This window comes from Paraburkholderia acidipaludis NBRC 101816, assembly GCF_000684975.1.
Lineage (GTDB): Bacteria > Pseudomonadota > Gammaproteobacteria > Burkholderiales > Burkholderiaceae > Paraburkholderia > Paraburkholderia acidipaludis.
This window is the reverse complement of the sequence record NZ_BAXZ01000006.1, coordinates 239,421-260,399: the sequence shown is the minus strand read 5'-3', so window position 1 is coordinate 260,399 and position 20,979 is coordinate 239,421. Positions and strand designations below refer to the sequence as shown.

At 68.4% G+C, this 20,979-nt stretch carries 18 protein-coding genes and 1 pseudogene; 12 read left to right on the top strand and 7 right to left on the bottom strand.

The features are described from left to right. Positions 1-16 precede the first annotated feature (16 nt). Complete coding sequence (locus tag BAC01S_RS30855) at positions 17-4,561, bottom strand: DEAD/DEAH box helicase (protein WP_043201827.1); 4,545 nt, start codon at positions 4,559-4,561, stop codon at positions 17-19. Positions 4,562-4,802: 241 nt separating this feature from the next. Here BAC01S_RS30855 and BAC01S_RS10005 point away from each other — a divergent pair, with 241 nt between their 5' ends. Further along, complete coding sequence (locus BAC01S_RS10005; protein WP_027794642.1) at positions 4,803-5,855, top strand: aldo/keto reductase; 1,053 nt, start codon at positions 4,803-4,805, stop codon at positions 5,853-5,855. Between the two features lie 68 nt (positions 5,856-5,923). Here BAC01S_RS10005 and BAC01S_RS10000 read toward each other — a convergent pair whose 3' ends face one another. After that, positions 5,924-6,271, bottom strand: a complete 348-nt coding sequence (locus tag BAC01S_RS10000; protein ID WP_027794641.1) for a BON domain-containing protein — start codon at positions 6,269-6,271, stop codon at positions 5,924-5,926. A 315-nt stretch (positions 6,272-6,586) separates the two neighbouring features. Between BAC01S_RS10000 and BAC01S_RS09995 the strand changes: the two genes are divergently transcribed. Together BAC01S_RS09995 and BAC01S_RS30850 are read left to right on the top strand one after the other, a co-directional pair. Further along, positions 6,587-8,065, top strand: a complete 1,479-nt coding sequence (locus tag BAC01S_RS09995) for an RNA polymerase factor sigma-54 (RefSeq protein ID WP_027794640.1) — start codon at positions 6,587-6,589, stop codon at positions 8,063-8,065. A 98-nt stretch (positions 8,066-8,163) separates the two neighbouring features. Continuing rightward, positions 8,164-8,802: a TetR/AcrR family transcriptional regulator gene (locus BAC01S_RS30850; RefSeq protein ID WP_043201742.1), complete on the top strand. Its 639-nt coding sequence runs from the start codon at positions 8,164-8,166 to the stop codon at positions 8,800-8,802. A 13-nt stretch (positions 8,803-8,815) separates the two neighbouring features. On the opposite strand, the gene BAC01S_RS09985 is transcribed toward BAC01S_RS30850, so the two are convergent. Then, complete coding sequence (locus BAC01S_RS09985; protein WP_043201740.1) at positions 8,816-9,664, bottom strand: DUF72 domain-containing protein; 849 nt, start codon at positions 9,662-9,664, stop codon at positions 8,816-8,818. 175 nt (positions 9,665-9,839) lie between these two features. Between BAC01S_RS09985 and BAC01S_RS35065 the strand changes: the two genes are divergently transcribed. From BAC01S_RS35065 to BAC01S_RS09945, 8 genes are all read left to right on the top strand, one after another. After that, a complete protein-coding gene (locus BAC01S_RS35065; protein WP_169740114.1) occupies positions 9,840-10,256 on the top strand; it encodes a transposase in 417 nt (138 codons plus the stop codon). 194 nt (positions 10,257-10,450) lie between these two features. Further along, entirely contained in the window at positions 10,451-11,416 is a 966-nt protein-coding gene (locus BAC01S_RS09975) for a hypothetical protein (RefSeq protein WP_027794638.1), read from the top strand. A 111-nt stretch (positions 11,417-11,527) separates the two neighbouring features. After that, positions 11,528-12,514: a zinc-dependent alcohol dehydrogenase family protein gene (locus BAC01S_RS09970; protein WP_027794637.1), complete on the top strand. Its 987-nt coding sequence runs from the start codon at positions 11,528-11,530 to the stop codon at positions 12,512-12,514. A gap of 29 nt (positions 12,515-12,543) precedes the next feature. Beyond that, the gene (locus BAC01S_RS09965; protein ID WP_245616552.1) at positions 12,544-13,059 is read left to right on the top strand and encodes a universal stress protein; all 516 of its coding nucleotides are present in this window, start codon (positions 12,544-12,546) and stop codon (positions 13,057-13,059) included. A 207-nt stretch (positions 13,060-13,266) separates the two neighbouring features. Beyond that, positions 13,267-13,767 (top strand): hypothetical protein, encoded by a 501-nt coding sequence (locus BAC01S_RS09960; RefSeq protein WP_027794635.1) that lies wholly within the window; start codon positions 13,267-13,269, stop codon positions 13,765-13,767. Beyond that, on the top strand, positions 13,757-14,503 hold the full coding sequence (phbB, locus tag BAC01S_RS09955; RefSeq protein ID WP_027794634.1) for an acetoacetyl-CoA reductase: 747 nt from the start codon (positions 13,757-13,759) through the stop codon (positions 14,501-14,503). Before BAC01S_RS09960 ends, phbB begins: the two co-directional genes overlap by 11 nt. A gap of 333 nt (positions 14,504-14,836) precedes the next feature. After that, the gene (locus tag BAC01S_RS09950; protein WP_027794633.1) at positions 14,837-15,040 is read left to right on the top strand and encodes a hypothetical protein; all 204 of its coding nucleotides are present in this window, start codon (positions 14,837-14,839) and stop codon (positions 15,038-15,040) included. 336 nt (positions 15,041-15,376) lie between these two features. Then, the gene (locus BAC01S_RS09945; protein ID WP_027794632.1) at positions 15,377-16,357 is read left to right on the top strand and encodes an adaptor complexes medium subunit family protein; all 981 of its coding nucleotides are present in this window, start codon (positions 15,377-15,379) and stop codon (positions 16,355-16,357) included. Between the two features lie 53 nt (positions 16,358-16,410). Here BAC01S_RS09945 and BAC01S_RS09940 read toward each other — a convergent pair whose 3' ends face one another. The 3 genes and pseudogenes from BAC01S_RS09940 to BAC01S_RS35520 form a co-directional block, all read right to left on the bottom strand. Then, complete coding sequence (locus BAC01S_RS09940; RefSeq protein WP_027794631.1) at positions 16,411-17,142, bottom strand: SH3 domain-containing protein; 732 nt, start codon at positions 17,140-17,142, stop codon at positions 16,411-16,413. Positions 17,143-17,257: 115 nt separating this feature from the next. After that, entirely contained in the window at positions 17,258-17,626 is a 369-nt protein-coding gene (locus BAC01S_RS35525; RefSeq protein WP_169740117.1) for a DUF488 domain-containing protein, read from the bottom strand. Further along, positions 17,621-18,277, bottom strand: a pseudogene (locus tag BAC01S_RS35520) (uracil-DNA glycosylase family protein); the annotation flags it as partial. The gene BAC01S_RS35525 and the pseudogene BAC01S_RS35520, both read right to left, overlap by 6 nt. A 214-nt stretch (positions 18,278-18,491) precedes the next feature. On the opposite strand from BAC01S_RS35520, the gene hpnR reads away from it, so the two are divergent. Then, positions 18,492-20,036, top strand: coding sequence for a hopanoid C-3 methylase HpnR (hpnR, locus tag BAC01S_RS09930; protein ID WP_027794630.1), 1,545 nt, complete (start codon positions 18,492-18,494; stop codon positions 20,034-20,036). On the opposite strand, the gene BAC01S_RS09925 is transcribed toward hpnR, so the two are convergent. Further along, the gene (locus BAC01S_RS09925; protein WP_027794629.1) at positions 20,033-20,797 is read right to left on the bottom strand and encodes a DUF4410 domain-containing protein; all 765 of its coding nucleotides are present in this window, start codon (positions 20,795-20,797) and stop codon (positions 20,033-20,035) included. The genes hpnR and BAC01S_RS09925 overlap by 4 nt on opposite strands. Positions 20,798-20,979: the final 182 nt, after the last annotated feature.

The window sequence follows — 20,979 nt, the reverse complement described above, 5'->3', positions numbered from 1 at the left end:
GGCTACGCTCCTGGCGCTAGTGCGAAGGCCGCATCAGCCGCGCTTGCAGGGCCGCGCGCGTCGCTTCGTCGAATTCGCCCAGCAGGCTGAAGCGCCCGGCCACGAGCGTCGCCGCGGGCACGCCGTCGCGAAACACGATGCGATTTCCCGCGAGCGCCGGCACCTTCTCTCCGGGCAGCAGCGTGCCGACCAGATTGAGCGGGTCGGTGGCCGCGAGGCAAACCAGGGCGCCGTCGCCAGGGCAGCGCCGGCGCACCTCGCGCAGCAGCGCGACAGCCTCGGGCAGCGCGAACTGCTCGCCCGAAAGACCGGTGACGAAGCGGCCGCCGCGCACGTGCCCGCGCGCTTCCATGCGGTGCAGCACGCGCAGCAGATCCCGCCACGGCGGCAGCCACTCCGCCTCGCGTATCAGCAGTTGCCAGCACACCACGCCGTAGCGGCGCAGCAGCACATTGGCCACGTGCTCGAGCAGATCGGGATCGGCGCCTGGCTGGGTGCGCGCATCCGGAAGCGCCGCGACGCCTTGCTTGTCCGAAGGTTGGCCCAAAGCGGCCGCATCGGCGGCAGGCAACGCGATACGCCTCACCACCGCCCAGCGCCCCGCGTCGGCCATGCCGCCCACGAGCGGCGCAAAGCCGCGCGGGCGCCGCCGCCCCGCGTGCGCACTGCGCTTTGCCGCGGGCTTCACCAGCGCGCGCAGGCCCGCGAAACTATCGGCGTTCACGAGTCCCGCCGCGACGAGCTCGCCCAGCGCGGTTTCCAGCTCGACGCCCAGCAGATGCGCGTCGGCGGCCAGTTCGTCGAAGAACATCGCGCCGTGCCGGAGCATGGCGTCGTAGACGCGCCGCGCTCTGGCCGGCAGGCCGGCCGCGTCGGGTGTTGCGGCGAGCGCGGTCCAGCGCGCGAGCTCACGCCGCGGCAGAAGCACGACCGGCGTGCTGCGCACGGCCGACCCCGCCGTCGTGCGCGAAGGCAGGCGGCCCCACGCGAGCCACCCGGAGCGGCACAGCTCGTCGAGCAGCATGGGCGTGAAGTCGTCGATGCGCGCGGGCAGGATCTCGTCCTCCCAGGCGAGCGCCGAAGCCTCCCAGCCCTCGAATTGTGCGAGCACGGCGGCGAGCGCGTCGCGCCCCGAGCCGCGGGTTGGGGCGGCAACGTGCTGCCACTCGAACAGAAAGCGCATGAAGTCGCGGCGCTCGACCGGTTCGATCTCGCGACGCAGCTTGCGCACGGTGTAGCGATGGATGCGCGCGAGCAGGTGACGCTCGCACCATTCCTCCTCGCGCGCGCCCGGCGTGAAGCGGCCGCGCATCACCGAGCCCTGGGCTTCGAGCGCCGTCAGGGCCTGCGCGACGACGCTTGCCTCCAGCGCGAGCGGCCGCGCCACCTGCGCGAGCGTGAGCGGACCGAATCCCGACAGCCGGGCGCGCACCACTTCGACGAGGGCAGCGTCTTCGGTCCAGGTCTCGTCATAGCCAGGGGGCGCCTGTAGCGGCGGCTCGGCGCGCGCCTGCGGATAGATCGCGCGCACGCAGTTCAACCGTTCGGCTGCAATCCAGAGCGCGTCGTGCTCCGCGACCGGCAAGCGCGTCGCGCGGCCCGAGCGCGCCAGCTCGCGCAACCAGTCCGGCCAGCCCGGCTCGCGTTGCGTCTCGCTTTCGGCGAGGCACGCCAGTGTCGTGAGCGCGTCGTGCATCTCCTCGACGTCGCGTGCCTGCGGCCACGCTTCGTCACGCACGCCCGCGATGGCTTCGGCGTCGAGCGCCCCCAGGTCGTCGGCCGTTTCGGGATCGCTCCAGCGACGGCTCAGCACGGCCTGGGTGCGGCGCTCCTCGATCGGCGCGTCGTCGAGGAATGCGTAGGGGCGCGCCGTGAGGATTTCGGCGGCGAGCGGCGACGGCCCGTTCAGGTCGCGGGTCACGAGCCGCACTTTGCCCGCCTCGATACGCCGGAGCAGAGCGAGCCATGCTTCGGTATCCATAGCATCGTGCAGGCAGTCGTCGAGCGTCTGGTCCACGAGCGGATGGCGCGGAATTTCGCGCTCGCCCGCGAGATTCTCCACGCAGGCCACCTGGTCTGGAAAAACTGCCGCGAGCAGGTCCTCGCTGCGCATACGCTGGATCTGCGGCGGCGTTTTGCGGCCGCCCGTCTGACGCGGCAGCGCGAGGGCAGTGGTGGCGTTCCAGCGCCAGCGCACGCCAAAGAGCGGGGCGTCGAGCAGTGCCTGCACGAGCAGGTGTTCGGCGGTATTCGAGTGCAGGTAGCGCCATACCTCGTCCAGCGCGAAGCTGTGCGCGCCGGTGAGCGAGAGGATGATGGCGTCTTCGGTTGCCGCCGCCTGCAGTTCGAAGTTGAACTGGCGGCAAAAGCGCTTGCGCAGCGCGAGGCCCCACGCGCGGTTGATGCGGCTGCCGCAGGGCGTATGGATCACGAGCTGCGTGCCGCCCGATTCGTCGAAGAAGCGCTCCATCACGAGCGTGTCGTGGGTCGGCAGCGCGGTGAGGGCGGACCAGGCGCGCGCGAGGTAGTCGGCGATCTGGCGGGCGGCGGCCTCGGGCAGGCCGATCGTCGCGGCAAGCCAGTCGCATACGCGCTCCACGCCGGCCCGAGGCGCCTCAATGTCAGTCTTGTTTGAAATGCAACTAACAGCCAATTCCGCCTCACGCTCGACTTCTGGCGACGTCCGCGCGCGATGATCGACTTTGTCTACAGAACCAGGGGGCGCTTGCTCACCCGCCAACAGCCTTTCGACGTGGGACCTGAGGCGCCCGATGGCGACAGAAAGCTCGTCGCTGCGTCCCGGCGCCTCGCCGAGCCAGAACGGAATGTTCGGCGGCTGCCCTTGCGCGTCTTCCACGCGCACGCGTCCCGCTTCGATGCGCAAAATGCGATACGACGCATTGCCGAGCTGAAAAACATCGCCCGCGAGGCTCTCGACCGCAAAGTCCTCGTTGACCGTGCCGATCTGCAGGCCCTGGGGCTCGAGCAGCACGGCATAGTCGGCGTTATCGGGAATCGTGCCGCCGGACGTCAGCGCGACGAGCCGCGCGCCGCGGCGCGCGCGCAGCACGCGGTGCACGGCGTCGCGATGGAGGTACGCGGCGCGCGGTCCGTGCCGGCTCGTATAGCCCTCGGCGAGCATGCGCAGCACCGCGTCGAACTGTTCGCGTTCCAGCCGGGCCCAGGGCAGTGCCCGCCGCACGAGCGCATAGAGGGCGTCTTCGTCCCACGCTTCGCAGGCCACTTCGGCGACGATCTGCTGCGCGAGCACGTCGAGCGGCGCGCGCGGCACGCTCAGCCGGTCGAGTTCGCCGCGCCGCACGCAGTCCAGCAGCGCGGCGCATTCCACGAGGTCGTCGCGCGAGGTCGGAAAGAGCCGCCCCTTCGGCATGCCGCCAACCTGGTGCCCCGAGCGTCCCACGCGCTGCAGGAAGCCGGCGATCGAGCGCGGCGAGCCGATCTGGCAGACCAGATCGACGTCGCCGATATCGATGCCCAGTTCGAGCGACGCCGTCGCCACGAGCACGCGCAGCGCGCCGCGTTTCAGGCGCTGCTCGGCGTCGAAGCGATGCTCGCGCGCGAGACTGCCGTGGTGCGCCGCGACGGCTTGCGCGCCGAGCCGGTCGCTGAGGTGGCGCGCGACGCGTTCAGCTATGCGCCGCGTGTTCACGAATACGAGCGTCGTGCGGTGCTGCGCCACGAGTTCGGCCATGCGGTCGTACACGCGTTCCCAGACGTCGTTGGCCATTACCGCTTCCAGCGGCACGGGCGGCACCTCGATCGCGAGATCGCGCTCGCGCACGTGGCCGACGTCGACGATCTCGCAGACCGGCGGCGTCTGCGGCTCGGGGCCCATGCCGACGAGAAAGCGCGCCACGACGTCGATGGGTTTTTGCGTCGCCGAAAGCCCGATGCGCAGGAGCCGCCGTCCGCACAGCGCATCGAGCCGTTCGAGGCTCAGCGCGAGATGGCAGCCGCGCTTGTTGCCCGCGAGCGCGTGAATTTCGTCGACGATCACGCTGCGCGCCGTCGCGAGCATGCGGCGGCCCGATTCGGAGCCCAGCAGCACGTAGAGCGATTCGGGCGTGGTCACGAGGATGTGGGGTGCGCGCTTGCGCAGGGCGGCGCGCTCGGGCTGCGGCGTGTCGCCGGTGCGCACCGCACTGCGGATCTCGACGGGCGGCAGAGCGAGGCGCGCGAGCTCTTCGGCGATGCCTTCGAGCGGCCGTTCGAGGTTCAGGCGAATGTCGTTCGAGAGCGCCTTGAGCGGCGAGACGTACACCACGAGCGTCGCGTCGGGCAGCGCGCCGCCGTTTGCGAGGCCTTCGCGCACGAGTTCGTCGAGCGCGGCGAGGAAGGCCGTGAGCGTTTTGCCGGAGCCGGTCGGCGCGGCAACGAGCGTCGCGCGGCCGCCGGCGATGAGCGGCCAGGCAGCGCATTGAGCGGCCGTGGGCGCCGCGAAACTGCGCCTGAACCAGTTCGCGACGGCCGGATGGAAGCGCGCGAGCAGATCGTCCGCGGCGGCTTCGGGACTGAGGGTGGCAGGGGAAGGCAATGTCATGTCGACATAGGTAAGGGCGCTCGCGTGTTTGTCCAGCGCGCGCATGCGCCAGTCTCGCAGTTTTCGGGGCGGGCTGCATGGGGCGCAAGCGGCACGCGTTTCGCTGCGCTGTTGCAGGAGCCCGCCATGGGGCTCACTCCGGGACTCACTGTAGCCTGGCCGGTTTTCTGCACGCGCGCGCCGCGAGCAGTATTCTCGCCGGGGTCGGCTTTTCCCGCTGTTCTCAAACGGAGGCATCACCATGCGATACAACACTCTTGGCCGCACCGGCCTGTTCGTTTCGGAACTTTGCCTCGGCACGATGACCTTCGGCGGCGGCGACGGCATCTGGAATCAGATCGGCGATCTGCAGCAGGCCGATGCCGAACGCCTGATCGGCCGGGCCATCGACGCCGGCATCAATTTCATCGACACGGCCGACGTCTACTCGCAGGGCGTGTCCGAGCAGATCACCGGGCAGGCGCTGAAAAATCTCAAGATTCCGCGCGAACAGGTGGTGGTCGCAACGAAAGTCTTCGGCCAGATGGGCGCGACGCCCAACGAGGCGGGCGCCACGCGCTATCACATCATGGACGGCATCAAGGCGAGCCTGAAACGCCTGCAGCTCGACCATGTCGATCTGTACCAGATCCACGGTTTCGATCCGGCCACGCCGATCGAGGAGACCGTGCGCGCACTCGACACGCTCGTGCAGCAGGGGCATGTGCGTTACGTCGGCGTATCGAACTGGGCCGCCTGGCAGATCGTCAAGGCGCTCGGCATCGCGCAGCACCACGGCCTCGCGCGCTTCGAGTCGCTGCAGGCGTACTACACGATCGCGGGCCGCGATCTCGAGCGCGAACTCGTGCCCATGCTATCGAGCGAAGGGTTGGGTCTGATGGTGTGGAGCCCGCTCGCCGGCGGCCTCTTGAGCGGCAAGTATGGCCGCGACAAGGCAGGCGAGGCGGGCAGCCGCCGCACGACGTTCGACTTCCCGCCCGTGGAGCGCGAGCGCGCGTGGGACTGCGTCGATGCGATGCGCACGATCGCCGAAAGCAAGGGCGTTTCGGTCGCGCAGATCGCGCTGGCGTGGCTGCTGCATCAGCGCGTCGTGACCTCGGTGATCGTCGGTGCGAAACGCGTCGATCAGCTCGACGACAACGTGGCGGCGACGCAGGTGACGCTTTCCCGGGAGGAACTGGCGGCGCTGGACGACGTGAGCCGCCTGCCCGCCGAATATCCGGGCTGGATGTTCGCGCGCCAGGGCGAACGTCGCCGCGCACAGCTGAGCGAGTCCGGGTCGAGCCGCGGCTGACACGCGCACGGCGCGGCGGACAGCCTGACACCGTGGGGGCGCAGCATTTTGCGCCCCCCGCCGAGGCGTTACTGGGTCGCGACCTTGAGGTGATCCTTCACCGAAGCGACGCCGTCGACGTTTTCCGCAACCTGCTTCGCGGCGTCGCGGTCTTCGGCGCTCGGCACGGTGCCGGTCAGCGAAACGACGCCCTTGCGCGTCTTCACGTGAATGTGCTCCGACTTCACGTTCTTCGCGGCGAGCAGGTCGGCCTTCACCTTGGTCGTGATGGTTGCGTCGTCAACGTGCTGGCCCATGGTTTCCGAACTGGCCGCCGGCGCGGTCGAGCCGTTCGTGTCGGTCTGCGCCGCGGCGGCGAGGGCGAAGGTCATGCAGGCGATCCCGGCTGCGGTCTTGAGAGTCAGGGTGTGCTTCATGCGAGCTTCTCCTTTTGCGGTGATGTCCGCCATGACTCGTGCAAGTGCTGTGCCGCGCGGCGCGGCATGGCGTGAAGCCTGCTTTCGTCGCCCGCCGGTTCATCGCTCCGTCCGGCTCTGCCGCCCGCGCACGCGGCCCGGCTGCAGGCCGCGCCAGCCGCGAGAATTTTCCGGGTGATTGTAAAAACGTGCCGACCGGTCGCGGGGCCGCGCTCGCCTAGCAAGCGCCGATCCCGTTTCAGAACATAGACTTGTCGATACTGGCATGGGTGTTGCTTGATCCTGTTTACTTCCTCCTCACGAACGGGATTCGCCATGCCCTCCATTGCATTACACGCGCGCCAGCAGATCGCCCTGACGCCGCGCCTGCAGCAGGCAGTGCGCCTGTTGCAGCTATCGTCGCTGGAGTTCCAGCAGGAGCTTCGCGAAGCCCTCGACACCAACCCGTTCCTTGAATACGCCTCGCCCGCAGCGGAGAACGGCGAAGCTGCCGAGGCTGCGGAAGGTGCGGCGGCGGGCATCGGCGCCGTGGCGGCGAACGTCACGCCCGAGACGGTTGCCGAGCCTGCGAGCGACGGGGCGGACGAAAGCGCGATGGCGTCGGAGCCGTCTGCCTACACCGCGGAATTGCCCGTGCCCGGCACGCTGCGCACGTCGAACTATCGCGGCGCGGACGATTCGGAGTCGGAGGCATCGGACTGGGTCCGCGTGCCGATATCGTTGCGCGAGCAACTGCACGATGCATTGCGCCTCCTGCCGCTCGACGATCTCGATCGCGCCGCGGCACAGGTGGTGATCGAGGCGCTCGACGACGACGGCTACCTGCGCCAGGATCTGGCCGATCTGGCGGACGTCGAGGGCGCGGGCGACGCGCTCGACGAAGATCGGCTGCGCGTGGCGCTGCGCGTCGTGCAGACGCTCGACCGGCCGGGCATCGGCGCCCGTTCGTTGTCCGAATGTCTCGCGCTGCAGCTCGATTCGATGCCCGAGGACACGCCGAGCCGCGACCTTGCGCTGAAGATCGTCACGCAGCATCTGGAACGGCTGGCACGCCGCGAGAACGGCGAACTCCAGCGCCAGCTGGGCTGCGACGCGGGCGATCTGCAGGCGGCCTGCGCGCTCGTGCGCCGGCTCGATCCGAAGCCGGGCAACCAGTATGGCCGCGCGGACGGCGGCTACGTCGTCCCCGACGTGATCGTGCGTCAGGTGCGGGGCAAGTGGGTCGTGAGCGTCAATCCCGCCATCGAGCCGCGCGCGCGGATTCACAAGCTCTATGCGGAGATGTTCGCGCGCTCGGGAGAGACGAGCCGCTCGCCGCTCGCCCAGCAGCTGCAGGAGGCGCGCTGGCTGATCCGCAACGCGCACAAGCGCTGCGAGACGATCTTGCGCGTGGGCGAATGCATCGTCGCGCGCCAGAAGGCGTTTTTCCAGTACGGCGAGATCGCCTTGCGCCCCATGCTGCTGCGCGACGTCGCCGACGAACTCGGCCTGCACGAATCGACCGTTTCCCGGGCAACCGGCAACAAGTACATGGCCACGCCGCGCGGCATCTTCGAGTTCAAGCGCTTTTTCCCTCGCGAGCTGGAGACGCGCACGGGCGGGACGTGTTCGGCGGCAGCCGTGCGCGCCCTCATCAAGGAAATGATCGATGCGGAGGATCCGCGCGATCCGCTTTCCGACGTCGTGCTCACGCAGGAACTCGAAAAGCAGGGCGTACAGGTCGCGCGCCGCACCGTCACGAAATACCGGCAGATGATGAAGCTGCCGGCGGCGGAGATGCGCAGGCGGATCTGAACGCGCCGGGGCGGCACCGCGCCCGCGAGAGGGCCGGGGGCCGGGATGCGCGGTGTAGAATGCGAGCGATAGCTCACGTCAGCCCGGCATTCCCTATCATGACCACCACGACACGCGGTGCGCGCCGCCGCCCGGCGCCGCTCGACGCGCGCAAGCAACCGATGCAGCGCCGCTCGGCGGCCACCGTCGAGGCGATACTCGAAGCGGCGGCCCGCCTCCTCGAAACGTCCGGTCTGCCCGGCTACACGACGAATGCGGTCGCCGAGCGCGCGGGCGTGAGCGTCGGCTCGCTCTATCAATATTTCCCGAATCGAGACGCGCTGACGGCCGCGCTCATCGAGCGCGAAAGCGCGGTTTTGCTCTCGGAGGTCGATGCGGCCGCCATGGCGCCGACCTGCGAGGCCGGCCTGCTCGGCCTCGTTCGGGCGGGTGTGGCGCACCAGATGCGCCGTCCGGCGCTGGCGCGCGTGCTCGATTTCGAGGAGCGCCGCCTGCCGCTCGACGAGCGCGATGCGCGGGTGAGCGAGCGGCTCCACGCGGCGCTCGTCCGTTTGCTGGGGCTCACCGACGCGCCGCAACTGAGCGACTGCGACACGGCCGCCCATGACGTGTCGGCCATCGTGCACGGCATGGTCGACGCGGCCGGCGAACGCGGCGAGACCGATGCGGCGGTGCTTCAGGCGCGCGTGACGCGCGCGGTGATCGGCTATCTCTGGTGCAGCGAGCAGCAACGCTGAACGGCGCGACCCGTCACGCTGCGCTCAGCCGCTCGATCAGCGCCCCCGCGGCTGCGGGGTTGCGCACCTTGTAGCCGCTGATCACGTAGAGGAACACGTCGCGGCCGTCCTTCGCGGCGAGCGGCGTGCCGAACGTGGGCAGGTCGTCCGGCGTGCCGCCGCGGGCCCAGATACGTGCCCGCTGAGCCCACTTGTCGAGTTCGCCGGCGGCGTAGCCAAGCGGCTCGTTCTCGCGCGTGCCCATGATGCGCGCATAGACGAACGGCGCGCTCGCGTCGGCGATAGAGACGTAGTCGGAATCTCCCGACATCACGATCGCCGCACGATGGCGGCGCGCCAGCTCGACGAATTCCGCAGTGCAGAAACTCGCATCGCGCACCTCCAGCGCGTGCCGCAACGGCACGCCTTCTGCCTCGGCCGGCAGCCGCTCGAGAAATCGCGCGTAGTCCTCAGGATCGAACCGCTTGCCGGGCGTGAGCTGCCAGTTGATCGGGCCGAGCTTCGGGCCAAGGCGCAGCACGCCCGAGGCGAGGAACCGCTCGATGGTCGGGCCCGCTTCGGCCAGCACGCGGCGGCTCATCGCGAAACGCGGCGCCTTCAGGGCGAACACGAAATCGTCGGGGGTCTCGTCGTGCCAGCGCGCGAAGCTTTCGGGGCGCTGGGCGCCGTAGTAGGTACTGTTGATTTCGATCGTCGTCAGGCTGCGGCTCGCGTATTCGAGTTCGCGCCGCTGGGGGAGGCCATCCGGGTAGAACGTGCCGCGCCATTCCGGATAGATCCAGCCGCCTATGCCGACACGGATACGGGAAGCGGAGGGGGAAACAGCGGTGGAAACGGCGCGGGAATCGGAGGATGCGTTCATCGGGATGCGTCCGCGATATTCGGAAAGCGGCAGTGTAGCGCGCCGGAATAACGTCGGTGCCGCACCGGTCTGGGCGGAACGGTGTTCGGAAGCGTCGCGGAGTTTTGAGACTAGTCCGATATTGTCCGGCGGGCTTGGGCGTTACCTTGGAAGGGTTGCTGTAAGAGAGAGTCTCATGGAACATCAGATTTCCCACCAGCCCTGCCCGGCACTGAGCGATGAACAATGGAGCAGCGTGGCATCGCTGTTTCACGACGGGCGCCTTGGCGGCCCACGCCGCGGCCGGCCGGCCCACTGCGCGCGGGCCGTGTTCGAAGCTATCCACTGGGTGTTGTGGACCGGTTCGGTCTGGTCCGCGTTGCCGGAGAGCTATCCCGATTTTCGCACCTGTCACCGGCGCTTCAAGGGCTGGTTCGAAGCCGGCCTCGTCCAGCAGGCCATGGCGAGCCTGTATGGCGACGAGGGCCTTGCCCTGTGCGCGGCGATGAGCGCCCGCATGCAGTCCTGGCGCGCGCCGGTGGGGCGCAAGCCGCGCTTTCCTGTCGCGTCCACGCTGCGCTGGCCAATCGTGCGGCCGATCATCGTGCGCTGACCCTTCCGGGCCGGCGAGCCCGCGGTGCCCCTCCTGCGGCGCCCCTCATTCGAAGCCGTTCGCATGCCGCGCCTCGCCACGTTCCGTGGAGAGCACGGCTTTGACCGAATCACCTCACGTTTGCGCTCGTCTTTGTCCTTGCGTCCCACGGTGCGCGATACTGTTACGTTTTACACATCGATAACAGAGACAACATGGCGCATTTCGATGTATTCAACGGCGACGCGGACGGCATCTGCGCGCTGCACCAGCTTCGTCTCGCGAGGCCGGTCGAGACGACGCTCGTGACTGGCGTGAAACGGGATACGGCGCTCGTCGCGCGCGTGCCGGCCACGGCGGGCGATACGCTGACGGTGCTCGACATCTCGTTCGACACGAATCGCGATGCCCTCGTCAAGCTGCTCGAGAAGGGCGTGCGGGTCGAATACTTCGACCATCATTACGCGGGCGACCTGCCGCACACCGTGAATCTCGTCGCGCATATCGACACCACCGCCGACGTCTGTACGAGCGTGCTGGTGGATCGCCACGTGGGCGGACGCTACCGCGGGTGGGCGATTGCCGCGGCATGGGGGGACAATCTGCCCGCCACGGCCCGCTCGCTCGCCCAACAGGCCGGCTTGAGCGAGGCGCAGTCGGGGCAGCTGCGCGAACTGGGCGAGTCGATCAACTACAACGCCTATGGCGACACGGTCTCGGACCTGATGATCGCGCCCCAGACGCTCTACGAGGCGATCCGGCCCTACGCCGATCCGTTCGACTTCATTGAAGCCGAGCCCTTCCTCGGACAGCTCGCCGAGCGCCGCCACGAGGATCTCGCGCTCGCCCAGGCCGTGACGCCGCTCATCGCGCTGCAATACGGCAGCGTTGTCGTGCTGCCGGACACGCCATGGGCGCGCCGCGTGCGCGGGGTGTTCGGCAATGCGCTGGCCGTCGAGGAGCCCACGCGCGCGCACGCCGTGCTGACCGCGAATGCGGATGGCAGCTATGCCGTGAGCGTGCGCGCGCCGCTCGCCAGCCCGCGCGGCGCCGACGAACTCTGCCGCGGCTTTCCGGGCGGCAACGGCCGTGTGGGCGCCGCGGGCATCGACTGCCTCGCGGCCGACCGGCTCGACGTGTTCGTGACCGCCTTCGCGCGGGTATTCGGCCGCGGAGGCTGAGAGCATTGCAACGCCTGGCGCACTGATGCGCCGCACGCATGCCGACCGCGTAACATGGCTCCCAGGGACACCGCACATTCATCCGCGGTGCATCGCCAGGGGAGTCAGACCATGCGTGCGATGCTGTTCGACGGCACGGGTCCATTGCTGCGCGAAGTCGATCTGCCCGACCCCGAACCGGGTGACGGTGAACTGATGATCCACGTACACGCGTGCGGCGTTTGCCGTACCGATCTGCACGTCGTGGACGGCGAGCTTCGGCATCCGAAGAAACCGGTGATTCCGGGGCACGAGATCGTCGGCACGGTCGCGGCGCACGGTCGCGGCGTCACCGGGTTTGCGCCCGGCGACCGCGTGGGCGTGCCGTGGCTCGGCCACACCTGCGGCCACTGCCGCTTTTGCTTGCGCGGCCGCGAGAATCTACGCGACACGCCCGGCTTCACCGGCTATACGCTCGACGGCGGCTATGCGCAGTGCACCGTCGCCGATGCCCGCTACTGCTTCCATCTGCCGCGCCAGTACAGCGACGTCGAGGCGGCGCCGCTGCTGTGCGCCGGCTTGATCGGCTATCGCACGCTGGCGATGGCGGGCGATGCCGAGCGCATCGGCATCTACGGATTCGGCGCGGCGGCGCATATCGTCGCGCAGGTTGCACGGCATCAGGGCCGCACCGTGTATGCGTTCACCCGTCCCGGCGACAGCCAGGCCCAGCAGTTCGCGCGGCGTCTCGGGGCCGCATGGGCGGGCGGCAGCGACGAGCCGCCGCCCGAAGCGCTCGATGCGGCCCTGCTGTTCGCTCCCGTGGGCGCGCTTGTGCCCGCCGCGCTGCGGGCCGTCACGAAGGGCGGCACGGTGGTCTGCGGCGGCATCCATATGAGCGACATTCCGTCGTTTCCCTACGCGTGGCTGTGGGACGAGCGGCGCATCCTGTCGGTCGCGAACCTCACGCGCGACGACGGTGCGGCGTTCATGGCGATTGCCGCGCGTTACACGCTCGCAATCGAGACAAAGCCGTACCCGCTTGCACGCGCGAACGAAGCGCTCGCCGATCTGCGCGAAGGACGGCTGACGGGCGCGGCGGTCCTGACCCTGCGCTGACGAGCGCGTGCGGGACGGCGGCGCGCATCATGGGCATTGCCCGGGAGGTCGCGATGTACAAGGAGATTCTGGTGGCGGTCGATGGCAGCCGTAGCGGCCGCCGCGCACTCGACGAGGCCGTGAAGATCGCGAAGGCGACGGGCGGCCGCGTGCAGGCGCTGTGCGTCGTGCCGCATCCCGCCCGGCTCGTGGATGTGGCCTCGGGCTTTGCCGAGGAGCAGACGCGCCAGTCCGCCGAACGCGACGCCGCCACCCTGGCGCTCGAGGAGGCGAGGGAGGTGTTCGTGCGCGAAGGGGTGGAGGGCAGCACGCGTGCCGCCGATTCGAGCGGCGAAGAAATCGCGGCAGTGATCTACCGCATCGCGGCGGAAGACGACGTCGAGCTCGTCGTGATGGGCACGCGCGGCCTCTCGGGCGTGAAACGGCTGTTGCTGGGCAGCGTGGCGGAATCGTTCCTGCGTATGGCCGATCGTCCTGTGATGCTCGTGCGCTGCGAGGACGAGGCTGCCGCGCAAGCGCCTGCAATGAGCGTCCGCAATTCGTGAAGCGCTTCGTGCGGGTTCGGCGATTAATCTCGAAATTATCGGAAAAGGGGTTGGGTGGCGTTTGTCAGGCCGCTGTGTTTTCTCGATAAATGATCTGGATCAGCCGGTGGAGGCGCATTCGTCACGCAGAGGCCAATCTTCGTGCCTATGATGGTGAAGTGATCCCGGCGCCGCGCCGGGCATTCCGATCCTGAGAGGACCCCGCTCATGGCTACCATTCCCTTTTCCACATTCGATGCGTACCGTGTGAACGCCAGCACGGCGCTCCAGCTATTCGCGCATGGCCAGCAGTGGCGCGAACAACTCCTGAAGTTGCAGCAGCGCCGCCTCGCACGCGACAGGGCAGCGCTCGAAGACACGCTGGAATCTTTGCGCGAGGCTCATGACTGGAGCGAATTCGCCGCCGCCGGCCAGACCGTGCTGCGCGACTACGTTGGCGCGAGCACCGCGCTCTGGCAGGAGGGGGTCGCCGCCACGCTGCAGAGCGCCGGCGCGTGGAGCGACCTGGCGCGCGACCTCGCGCAGAACTGGCATGACTCGCTCGATGTGTTCCAGCCCGGCGGCGGCACGGCATCCGCGCTGCCGATGCGCGACTGGATGGCGATGTTCGAGCGTGCCGCGGGCAGCGCTCCTGGCGGCAACGGCGCGGCCGCCGATGCCTCCGTGCAGACTGCCGAGCATGCCCACGGAGAGCAGCATGGCCGCTAAGCGCATCGCATTCGTGACGGGCGGCATGGGGGGCCTCGGCGAGGCAATCAGCCGCAGGCTGCACGACGCGGGCATGATCGTTGCGGTGTCGCGCTCGCCCAGCAACGAGCGGGCGCCGGCGTGGCTCGAAGCGGAGCGCGCGGCCGGGCGGCGCTTCGAGTCGTACGAGATGAACGTCGCCGACTTCGACTCATGCCACCGCGCCGCCGAACGCGTGCTGAAAGAACTCGGGCAGGTGGACGTGCTCGTCAACAACGCGGGCATCACCTGCGACCGCACCTTCTTGAAGATGACGAAGCCCGACTGGGACACCGTGCTGCGCACCGACCTCGATGCCATCTTCAACGTCACGAAGCCGTTCGTGGCGGGCATGATCGAGCGCGGCTTCGGCCGCATCGTGAACGTGGGCTCGGTCAACGGCTCGCGCGGCGCATTCGGGCAGACCAACTATGCGGCGTCGAAGGCGGGAATGCACGGCTTCACGAAGTCGCTCGCGCTGGAAGTCGCGCGCAAGGGCGTTACCGTGAATACGGTGTCGCCGGGCTACCTCGCCACGCAGATGGTGGAGGCGGTGCCGCAAGACGTGATGCAGACGCGCATCCTGCCGCAGATTCCGGTCGGGCGGCTCGGACAACCCGACGAAGTCGCCGCGCTGGTGGCGTTTCTGTGCTCGGACGATGCGGCGTTCATCACGGGCGCCGATATCGCAATCAACGGCGGAATGCATATGCAATGAAGCCGGCGGCACGATGTGCCGTTGGCTAACTATGGCGGTCGCCGGGAGGCCGGCCGGAACGATGCGTCCCGGTCGCGCTCTGCCAGTTCAGTCGATCCCGGATAGTCATTGAGGAATCCGATTTAATCGGTTGATGGAAAAAGAACGAAGCCATTGCACTCGAATGGCACAACAATTCGCCGCAAAGGAAAATGCGGCGTGCGCATCGCTCCTGGGCGGGTCCATGCACGGCGTTGCTGTGTCACGTAATATCGCGAAACACGGCTGTAGCGAAACTGTCCGCCAGGGCGACTATGCTGGTCGCTACGGGGAGTTCTGAACAGGAGAAATTCGATGCTCAGTCACCACGAACTTGCTGCACTGCTGTTGATCCGCGATGCGGATACGCCGATCCAGGCACTCGATTCCGATTTTCTCGCACTGCAACGATATCAACTCGTCGAGATGGACGTAACCGAGCGCGATCCTGCGCTGCGCCTCACGAACCGCGGCCAGGAACTGTTGAAACGGCTCGCGCCCGCTGGCGCGGGCGGCTGAGCACCTGGGTTGGGAGCCGAGCCGCTGACATTCTCGCCATACGGTCAACAATGCCGCATACACATGCGGCATTTTTTACGCTGAATTAATAAGGATTGCAAAATGATAAAGGTCGTAATATGGAGTAAACGCCGCACCTACAACTGAAATGCTTGCCGGGCTATGCTATGCGGACCAGGGGCAGGCCGCAGCAAACCCTGGCGATGACGGATGAGCCGTGGCAGCCTTCGCAACGGCGGCCGGCGATTCACGGCACAATGGGTCGATGGGGTATATCCGCAATCACCGGTTGTGGTCAGCGAGCGCCGCGCCGCTTTCGAACGGCTACCAGGAACGATGAAGAAAAACTGGACTCTCGCATTTGCCGCAGCAGCGCTCGCGGTCGGCTCCAGCCCGTTGCGCGCGCAGGAGTTCTCGCTCTACGGCGGGGGACTGAGAAGCGGCTCCAACCATACGTACTCTTGGGCGATGGACTACACCGAGGGTTTCGGTGAGTATTTCGCGGCCAGCATCGACTGGCTCAACGAAGGCCACATTCCCGACCATCACCGCGACGGCCAGGCGATCCAGGGCTGGTTCCGCCTGCCGCTCGCGCAACGGCGCATCGTGCTCGCGCTCGGCGTGGGGCCTTATCGATACTTCGACACGGAGGCCGCCGCACAAGGGCTCGGCTACTCGAATACGCATGGCTGGGGCGTGGTCTACAGCGCGCGTGCGACCTGGTATGCGTCGAACCGGATGACGGCGAATCTGCAACTGAACCGCGTGCAGGTGAGCAACGGGCCGTCGACGACCGCGCTGCTGCTCGGTATCGGCTATCAACTCGACGCGCCCGACACGCCGGGGCCGCGCGACTGGGCCCTGCCGCGCACGCACAATGTCACGAACAACGAGATTACGCTGATGGCCGGGGAGACGATCCTCAACAGCCTCCAGTCGCAGACTTCGGCGGCGGAATCGATCGAATATCGCCGCGGGCTCTGGCATTTCGTCGATGCGACGATCGGCTACCTGCACGAAGGCAACGGCATCGATGCACGGCGCGACGGCGCCACGGCCCAGCTCTGGCTCACGCGCGCGTTCCTCGACGACCAGCTCACGCTCGGCTTTGGCGCGGGCCTTTATGCGGCCATCCATCATGGCCGCAACGGCGACGATCGCGATACGGGCGACGGGATCCTCTCCGGCCTCGTTTCGGTATCGGCGTCTTACCGCGTAACGCAGCACTGGGCTGCGCGCGTCACCTGGAACCGGGTGGTGACGCGCTATAGCCGCGATACCGACGTGATCCTGGGCGGTATCGGCTACCGCTTCTGAGGTTGCCGCCGCGAGGCTCGGCAGGAGGCAAACCGGGATCGCCCGACCGACGATCAGCCGCCGCCCGGCGGCCTGCCGCCACCCCCGCCGCCACCGCCACTGCCACTGCCGCCACCCCCCGGCGGCCTTCCGCCACCGCCGGGCGGCCGCCCGCCCGAGCTGCCGCCGGAGTTCCCCCCAGGCGGGCGCCCGCCGCCCGCGCCGGGTTGTCCCCCCGGCGGACGGTGCCCCGGGCCGGCGCCGGGCGGTCGGCCGCCCGGGCCCGATCCCGCTCCCGGAGGCCGGTGGCCGTTGTGACCCGAACCCCCACCGTGCGGCGGCGGCCTTCCGCCGTGCGAGGGAGGACGCGGACCCGGCGGGGGCGCGGGCCGCGGCGGCGGGTGCCGCATCCAGCGGGACTGGTTGCCGTACCAGGGGCGGTCGCGATAATAGCTGCCCCAGTAGGCGCCGATAGAGAACGTGACGACAGGCAGGCCGATGGTGGCGCCGTAGTTGAGGAGCGGAACGGGACTGCCCTGATACGGATAGTTCAGATAGCCGCCGTATACCCAGCCGCGCAGGCCGGGCAGGCTCACGTCGCACCAGCTATAGCCCGCGACGCAGCCCATCACCGCCATCTGCACGCCGCCCGGTACCTGCGCGACGACGGGGTAGTCGCCCGCCGGGCCCGCATAGAGATTCACGGTCATGCTCGTGATGGCCTGGCTTTGGGCGTACGCCGGTGCCGGGACCAGGAAGGTGCCGGCGAGACCGGCAAGCATTGCACCGACAAGCTGCTTGCGCATCGCAGTTGCTCCGTAGAGGGGGGAATGGCTCGAAGATCGTTGCGCTGTCAGCCATTACGGTAGCAGATCGGGTCCCTTCGGAGCGCTGCCGTTGCCAGGACGCTTTTACCGAAATTTACTTGCGCTTGAGTTTTTTCAGCAGATAGTCGCGCAGCACGATCGCGTGATTGTGTTCGACGTCGCGCGAACCGTAGAGCAGGGCGACCGGCCCCTTCGCGCAGGCTTCGGCGAGCGGCTGCCAGGCGGCGGGATTCGCGTCGAGTTCCGCCACGTAGCGCTGCTCGAACGTGTCCCATTGCGTCGGATCCTGATGAAACCACTGCCGCAGCGCCGTGCTCGGCGCGACTTCCTTGAGCCACTGCACGTGCGCGAGCGCCTCCTTGCGGATGCCGCGCGGCCAGAGCCGGTCGACGAGGAAGCATGCGTGATTGCCGGTGGGCGGCGGATCGTAGACGCGCTGGATGTCGATGATCGGCTTGCTCATGGTGCGGTCTCCCGAGGGGCGTTCGGTGGGGGAAGGGCGCGAAAGCGCCAGCGCTGCCGCCACGTGCTCGCGCAGCGCCGGCAGCACGTCGTGCGCGAACCAGCTGTGGCGCTTGAGCCAGGGCAGGTTGCGCGGTGACGGGTGCGGCAGCGGCAAATAGTCGGGCAGGTAATCGCGGGTATGCTCGACGGTTTCGGTCAGCGAGGCCTTGCGCCGTGCGCCAAGGAACGCGCGCTGCGCGTACTGGCCGACGAGCAGCGTGAGACGGATGTCGGGCAATTGGGCCAGCAGGCGCGCGTGCCACAGCGGCGCGCATTCGGGACGCGGCGGGTTGTCGCCGTCGGCGGCGCGTCCCGGGTAGCAGAAGCCCATCGGCACGAGCGCGACTTGCGAGGCGTCGTAGAAGGTCGCGCGGTCGATACCCAGCCAGTCGCGCAGGCGCTCGCCGCTCGCGTCGTCCCAGGGGACACCCGAGGCGTGAACCTTGGCGCCGGGCGCCTGCCCCACGATCAAAAGTCGCGCGCCCGGGCCTGCCTGCACGACCGGGCGCGGGCCGAGCGGCAAGCTTTCGGCGCAGATTCGGCAGGCGCGGATTTCCGCGAGCAAACGGGGCAGAGACGGTGTGGCGGGCACGATGGGGGCGGGGTGCAATGGATGGCGACGAGTCTACCAAACGCGCCGCCGTTGCCAACCGCCGCCCCATCCGTGCCGGGTCCGCGGCGGCGGGACGCCGGGCCGTGAACGCGCGTAGACTCGCACGGAAATGCCGTGCAGTAGGATGCCGGGGGCGCAGGCGCGTTTCTTGCGCACTCGCGCGGCGGCCCTCGGCCCGTGCGACCGTTCAGGCACATCGCAAGGAGGCTCCATGAGATTGCTTGCTGTTCATCCGAGCGGTCTGATGTATACGCGCGTATTCCTGCGGCTCGAACCGCTCGGCCTCGAATCGGTGGCAGGCGCGGCGCGCGAGGCGGGCCACGAAGTGCGCCTCGTCGACCTGCAGGCCGACACGCATGCCGACCTCATGCGCACGCTGCGCGCGTTCCGGCCCGAGGCGCTGTGCTTTTCCGGCAATTACCTGGCCAATATTCCCGAAATCATCGATCTCTCGAAAGCCGTGAAGGCGGTGCTGCCGGCGTGCTTCGTCTTCGTGGGCGGCCATAGCGTCTCGTTCACCGCCGGCGATCTGCTGCGCCACGCGGCGGGCGCGATCGACTGCGTGCTGCGCGGCGAAGGCGAGGCTTCGGTGGCGGCCTTGCTCGAAGCGGTGGCGAGCGGCGGCAATCTGCTCGCGGTGCCGGGCGTGCTCACGCGCGACGGATCGGGGCCGCCGCCGCGCTTCGTCGAAGATCTCGATACAGTGCGTCCCGCGCGCGACCTGCTGCGGCACCGCCGCCGATACTTCATCGGCACGCTCGATCCGTGCGCGTCCGTCGAGTTCGCGCGCGGCTGCCCGTGGGACTGCACCTTCTGCAGCGCATGGACGTTCTACGGCCGCAGTTATCGCATCCGCAGCCCCGAGGTCGTGGTCGAGGAACTGGCTGCGCTGCGCGAGCCCGGCGTGTTCATCGTGGACGACGTGGCCTTCGTCCACGCCGAGCACGGCATGGCGATTGCCGAAGCGATCCGCCGGCGCGGCATCCGCAAGCGCTATTACCTCGAAACGCGCGGCGACGTTCTGCTGCGCAACAAGGACGTTTTCCGGCAATGGCAGGGGCTCGGGCTCAAGTACATGTTTCTCGGCCTCGAGGCGATCGACGAGGAAGGGCTCAAGGCGTTTCGCAAGCGCATCAGCCTCGACCGCAATTTCGAGGCGCTGGAGTTCGCGCGCTCGCTCGGCATCACAGTCGCGATCAACCTGATCGCCGACCCCGACTGGGACCGCGAGCGCTTCGAGACGATCCGCCAGTGGTGTCTCGAGATTCCGGAGATCGTGAACATCAGCGTGAACACGCCCTATCCGGGCACCGAGAACTGGCAGCACGAATCGCGGCGCCTCACGAGCCTCGACTACCGCCTCTACGACATCCAGCACGCGGTCGTGCCGACGCGCCTGCCGTTGCCGGAGTTCTATGCGGAGCTCGTGCGCACGCAGCAGGTGCTCAACCGCAAGCACCTGGGCTGGACCGCGCTGCGCGGCGCGGCGGGCCAGGCCGCGCACCTCCTTGCACATGGGCAGACGAACTTCGTGCGGATGCTGTGGCGCTTCAATTCGGTGTTCGACCCGCGCCTGCAGATGGCCGACCACGAGCGCGCAGTGCGCTACGAGATGGCGCCGCCGCCCGCGATGAACGGCGAGGCGCGCGTCGATATGAAAGCCATCTTCATTCACGGGCCCATGGGCCGCCGGGGCCGCGGGATCGACGACGCCACCGAGAAGTTCGTCGACGAAACGCGCATGGGCACCGGTTAGCTTGCCGTGACGCCGGCGAGCCAGCCGTTCTTCGCGCTCGCCGCGGCGAGCTGCTTCGCGATGTTCTTCGCGAGCTTGGCCGTGTCGGACGAAACGGTGTCACCCTTCGTCTCCGACACGCCGTGCAGGCCGCCGCTCACGGCCGCCGACGTGGCGATCTGGCCCGCCGCCGCGCCGACGCCCGCCGTTTCCGCCATGCCGGGCATGTGGCCGCTGTCGGCGCTCGCCGAGAACGTGGCGAGCGGCTGCGGCGCGCCATAGGCGGGCCGATAGAGCACCGCCACCGTGGCCTCCACTTCGCTCTTGCCCGCGCCGAGGCCGATCACGATGCGGCGGCGGCGATTGCCCGCGTCGATCTTCTCGAACTGACCTTCGATGATGAGCGCGTTGCGGCCGTTGGGAGCCGGGCCGTCCACGCGCATGGCGGGCACACCCATCGACTGGAGCTGGTGCACGATGGCGTCGGCGAGCTGCTCGCGCGCCTTGAGCGCCGTCTGCAGTTGCTGCTGCGCGGCCGAGGTGCCGTTTGCCGACGACATGAGCTTCTGGATCAGGCCGTTGTCGTCGAGCTTGACCTGGTCGGCCGCGGCGTCGAATGCGTACACGTAGACGATTTCGGCCTTCGCCGCGGGCACCGGCCCGGTCGACTGCATGACGGGCATGGCCGAGGCGCAGCCCGCGCTGAAGATGGAGCCTGCGATCAGCGCCGTGCCCGCGAGACGCCTGGCCTTGACGACGAGGGAGTGGAGGGAGGTGTTCATGTCGATGTCCGTTGCCTGAGTGGAGCGATTAGGGGTTGCCGACGGGGTGCCGACCGGTTTCCGATACTCGCCATGTAATCAGGATTGCGAACTATCGGGGAGCGTTGCTCGACGCTTGCGGGCCGTTCGGGCCGGCTTCGTTTCGCAACGCTCAGGCGCAAGTATGAGGGGGTGCGCGCGAT

Bases quoted from the DNA above. Each gene is read 5' to 3' on its own strand.
- BAC01S_RS09960 (WP_027794635.1), top strand. From the start codon at position 13,267: ATGGCTACCATTCCCTTTTCCACATTCGATGCGTACCGTGTGAACGCC.
- BAC01S_RS09940 (WP_027794631.1), bottom strand. From the start codon at position 17,142: ATGCGCAAGCAGCTTGTCGGTGCAATGCTTGCCGGTCTCGCCGGCACC.
- BAC01S_RS30855 (WP_043201827.1), bottom strand. From the start codon at position 4,561: ATGACATTGCCTTCCCCTGCCACCCTCAGTCCCGAAGCCGCCGCGGAC.
- hpnR (WP_027794630.1), top strand. From the start codon at position 18,492: ATGAGATTGCTTGCTGTTCATCCGAGCGGTCTGATGTATACGCGCGTA.
- BAC01S_RS09975 (WP_027794638.1), top strand. From the start codon at position 10,451: ATGGCGCATTTCGATGTATTCAACGGCGACGCGGACGGCATCTGCGCG.
- BAC01S_RS35065 (WP_169740114.1), top strand. From the start codon at position 9,840: ATGGAACATCAGATTTCCCACCAGCCCTGCCCGGCACTGAGCGATGAA.
- BAC01S_RS30850 (WP_043201742.1), top strand. From the start codon at position 8,164: ATGACCACCACGACACGCGGTGCGCGCCGCCGCCCGGCGCCGCTCGAC.
- BAC01S_RS09995 (WP_027794640.1), top strand. From the start codon at position 6,587: ATGCCCTCCATTGCATTACACGCGCGCCAGCAGATCGCCCTGACGCCG.
- BAC01S_RS09985 (WP_043201740.1), bottom strand. From the start codon at position 9,664: ATGAACGCATCCTCCGATTCCCGCGCCGTTTCCACCGCTGTTTCCCCC.
- phbB (WP_027794634.1), top strand. From the start codon at position 13,757: ATGGCCGCTAAGCGCATCGCATTCGTGACGGGCGGCATGGGGGGCCTC.
- BAC01S_RS09965 (WP_245616552.1), top strand. From the start codon at position 12,544: ATGGGCATTGCCCGGGAGGTCGCGATGTACAAGGAGATTCTGGTGGCG.
- BAC01S_RS09970 (WP_027794637.1), top strand. From the start codon at position 11,528: ATGCGTGCGATGCTGTTCGACGGCACGGGTCCATTGCTGCGCGAAGTC.
- BAC01S_RS09950 (WP_027794633.1), top strand. From the start codon at position 14,837: ATGCTCAGTCACCACGAACTTGCTGCACTGCTGTTGATCCGCGATGCG.
- BAC01S_RS35525 (WP_169740117.1), bottom strand. From the start codon at position 17,626: ATGAGCAAGCCGATCATCGACATCCAGCGCGTCTACGATCCGCCGCCC.
- BAC01S_RS09945 (WP_027794632.1), top strand. From the start codon at position 15,377: ATGAAGAAAAACTGGACTCTCGCATTTGCCGCAGCAGCGCTCGCGGTC.
- BAC01S_RS10005 (WP_027794642.1), top strand. From the start codon at position 4,803: ATGCGATACAACACTCTTGGCCGCACCGGCCTGTTCGTTTCGGAACTT.
- BAC01S_RS10000 (WP_027794641.1), bottom strand. From the start codon at position 6,271: ATGAAGCACACCCTGACTCTCAAGACCGCAGCCGGGATCGCCTGCATG.
- BAC01S_RS09925 (WP_027794629.1), bottom strand. From the start codon at position 20,797: ATGAACACCTCCCTCCACTCCCTCGTCGTCAAGGCCAGGCGTCTCGCG.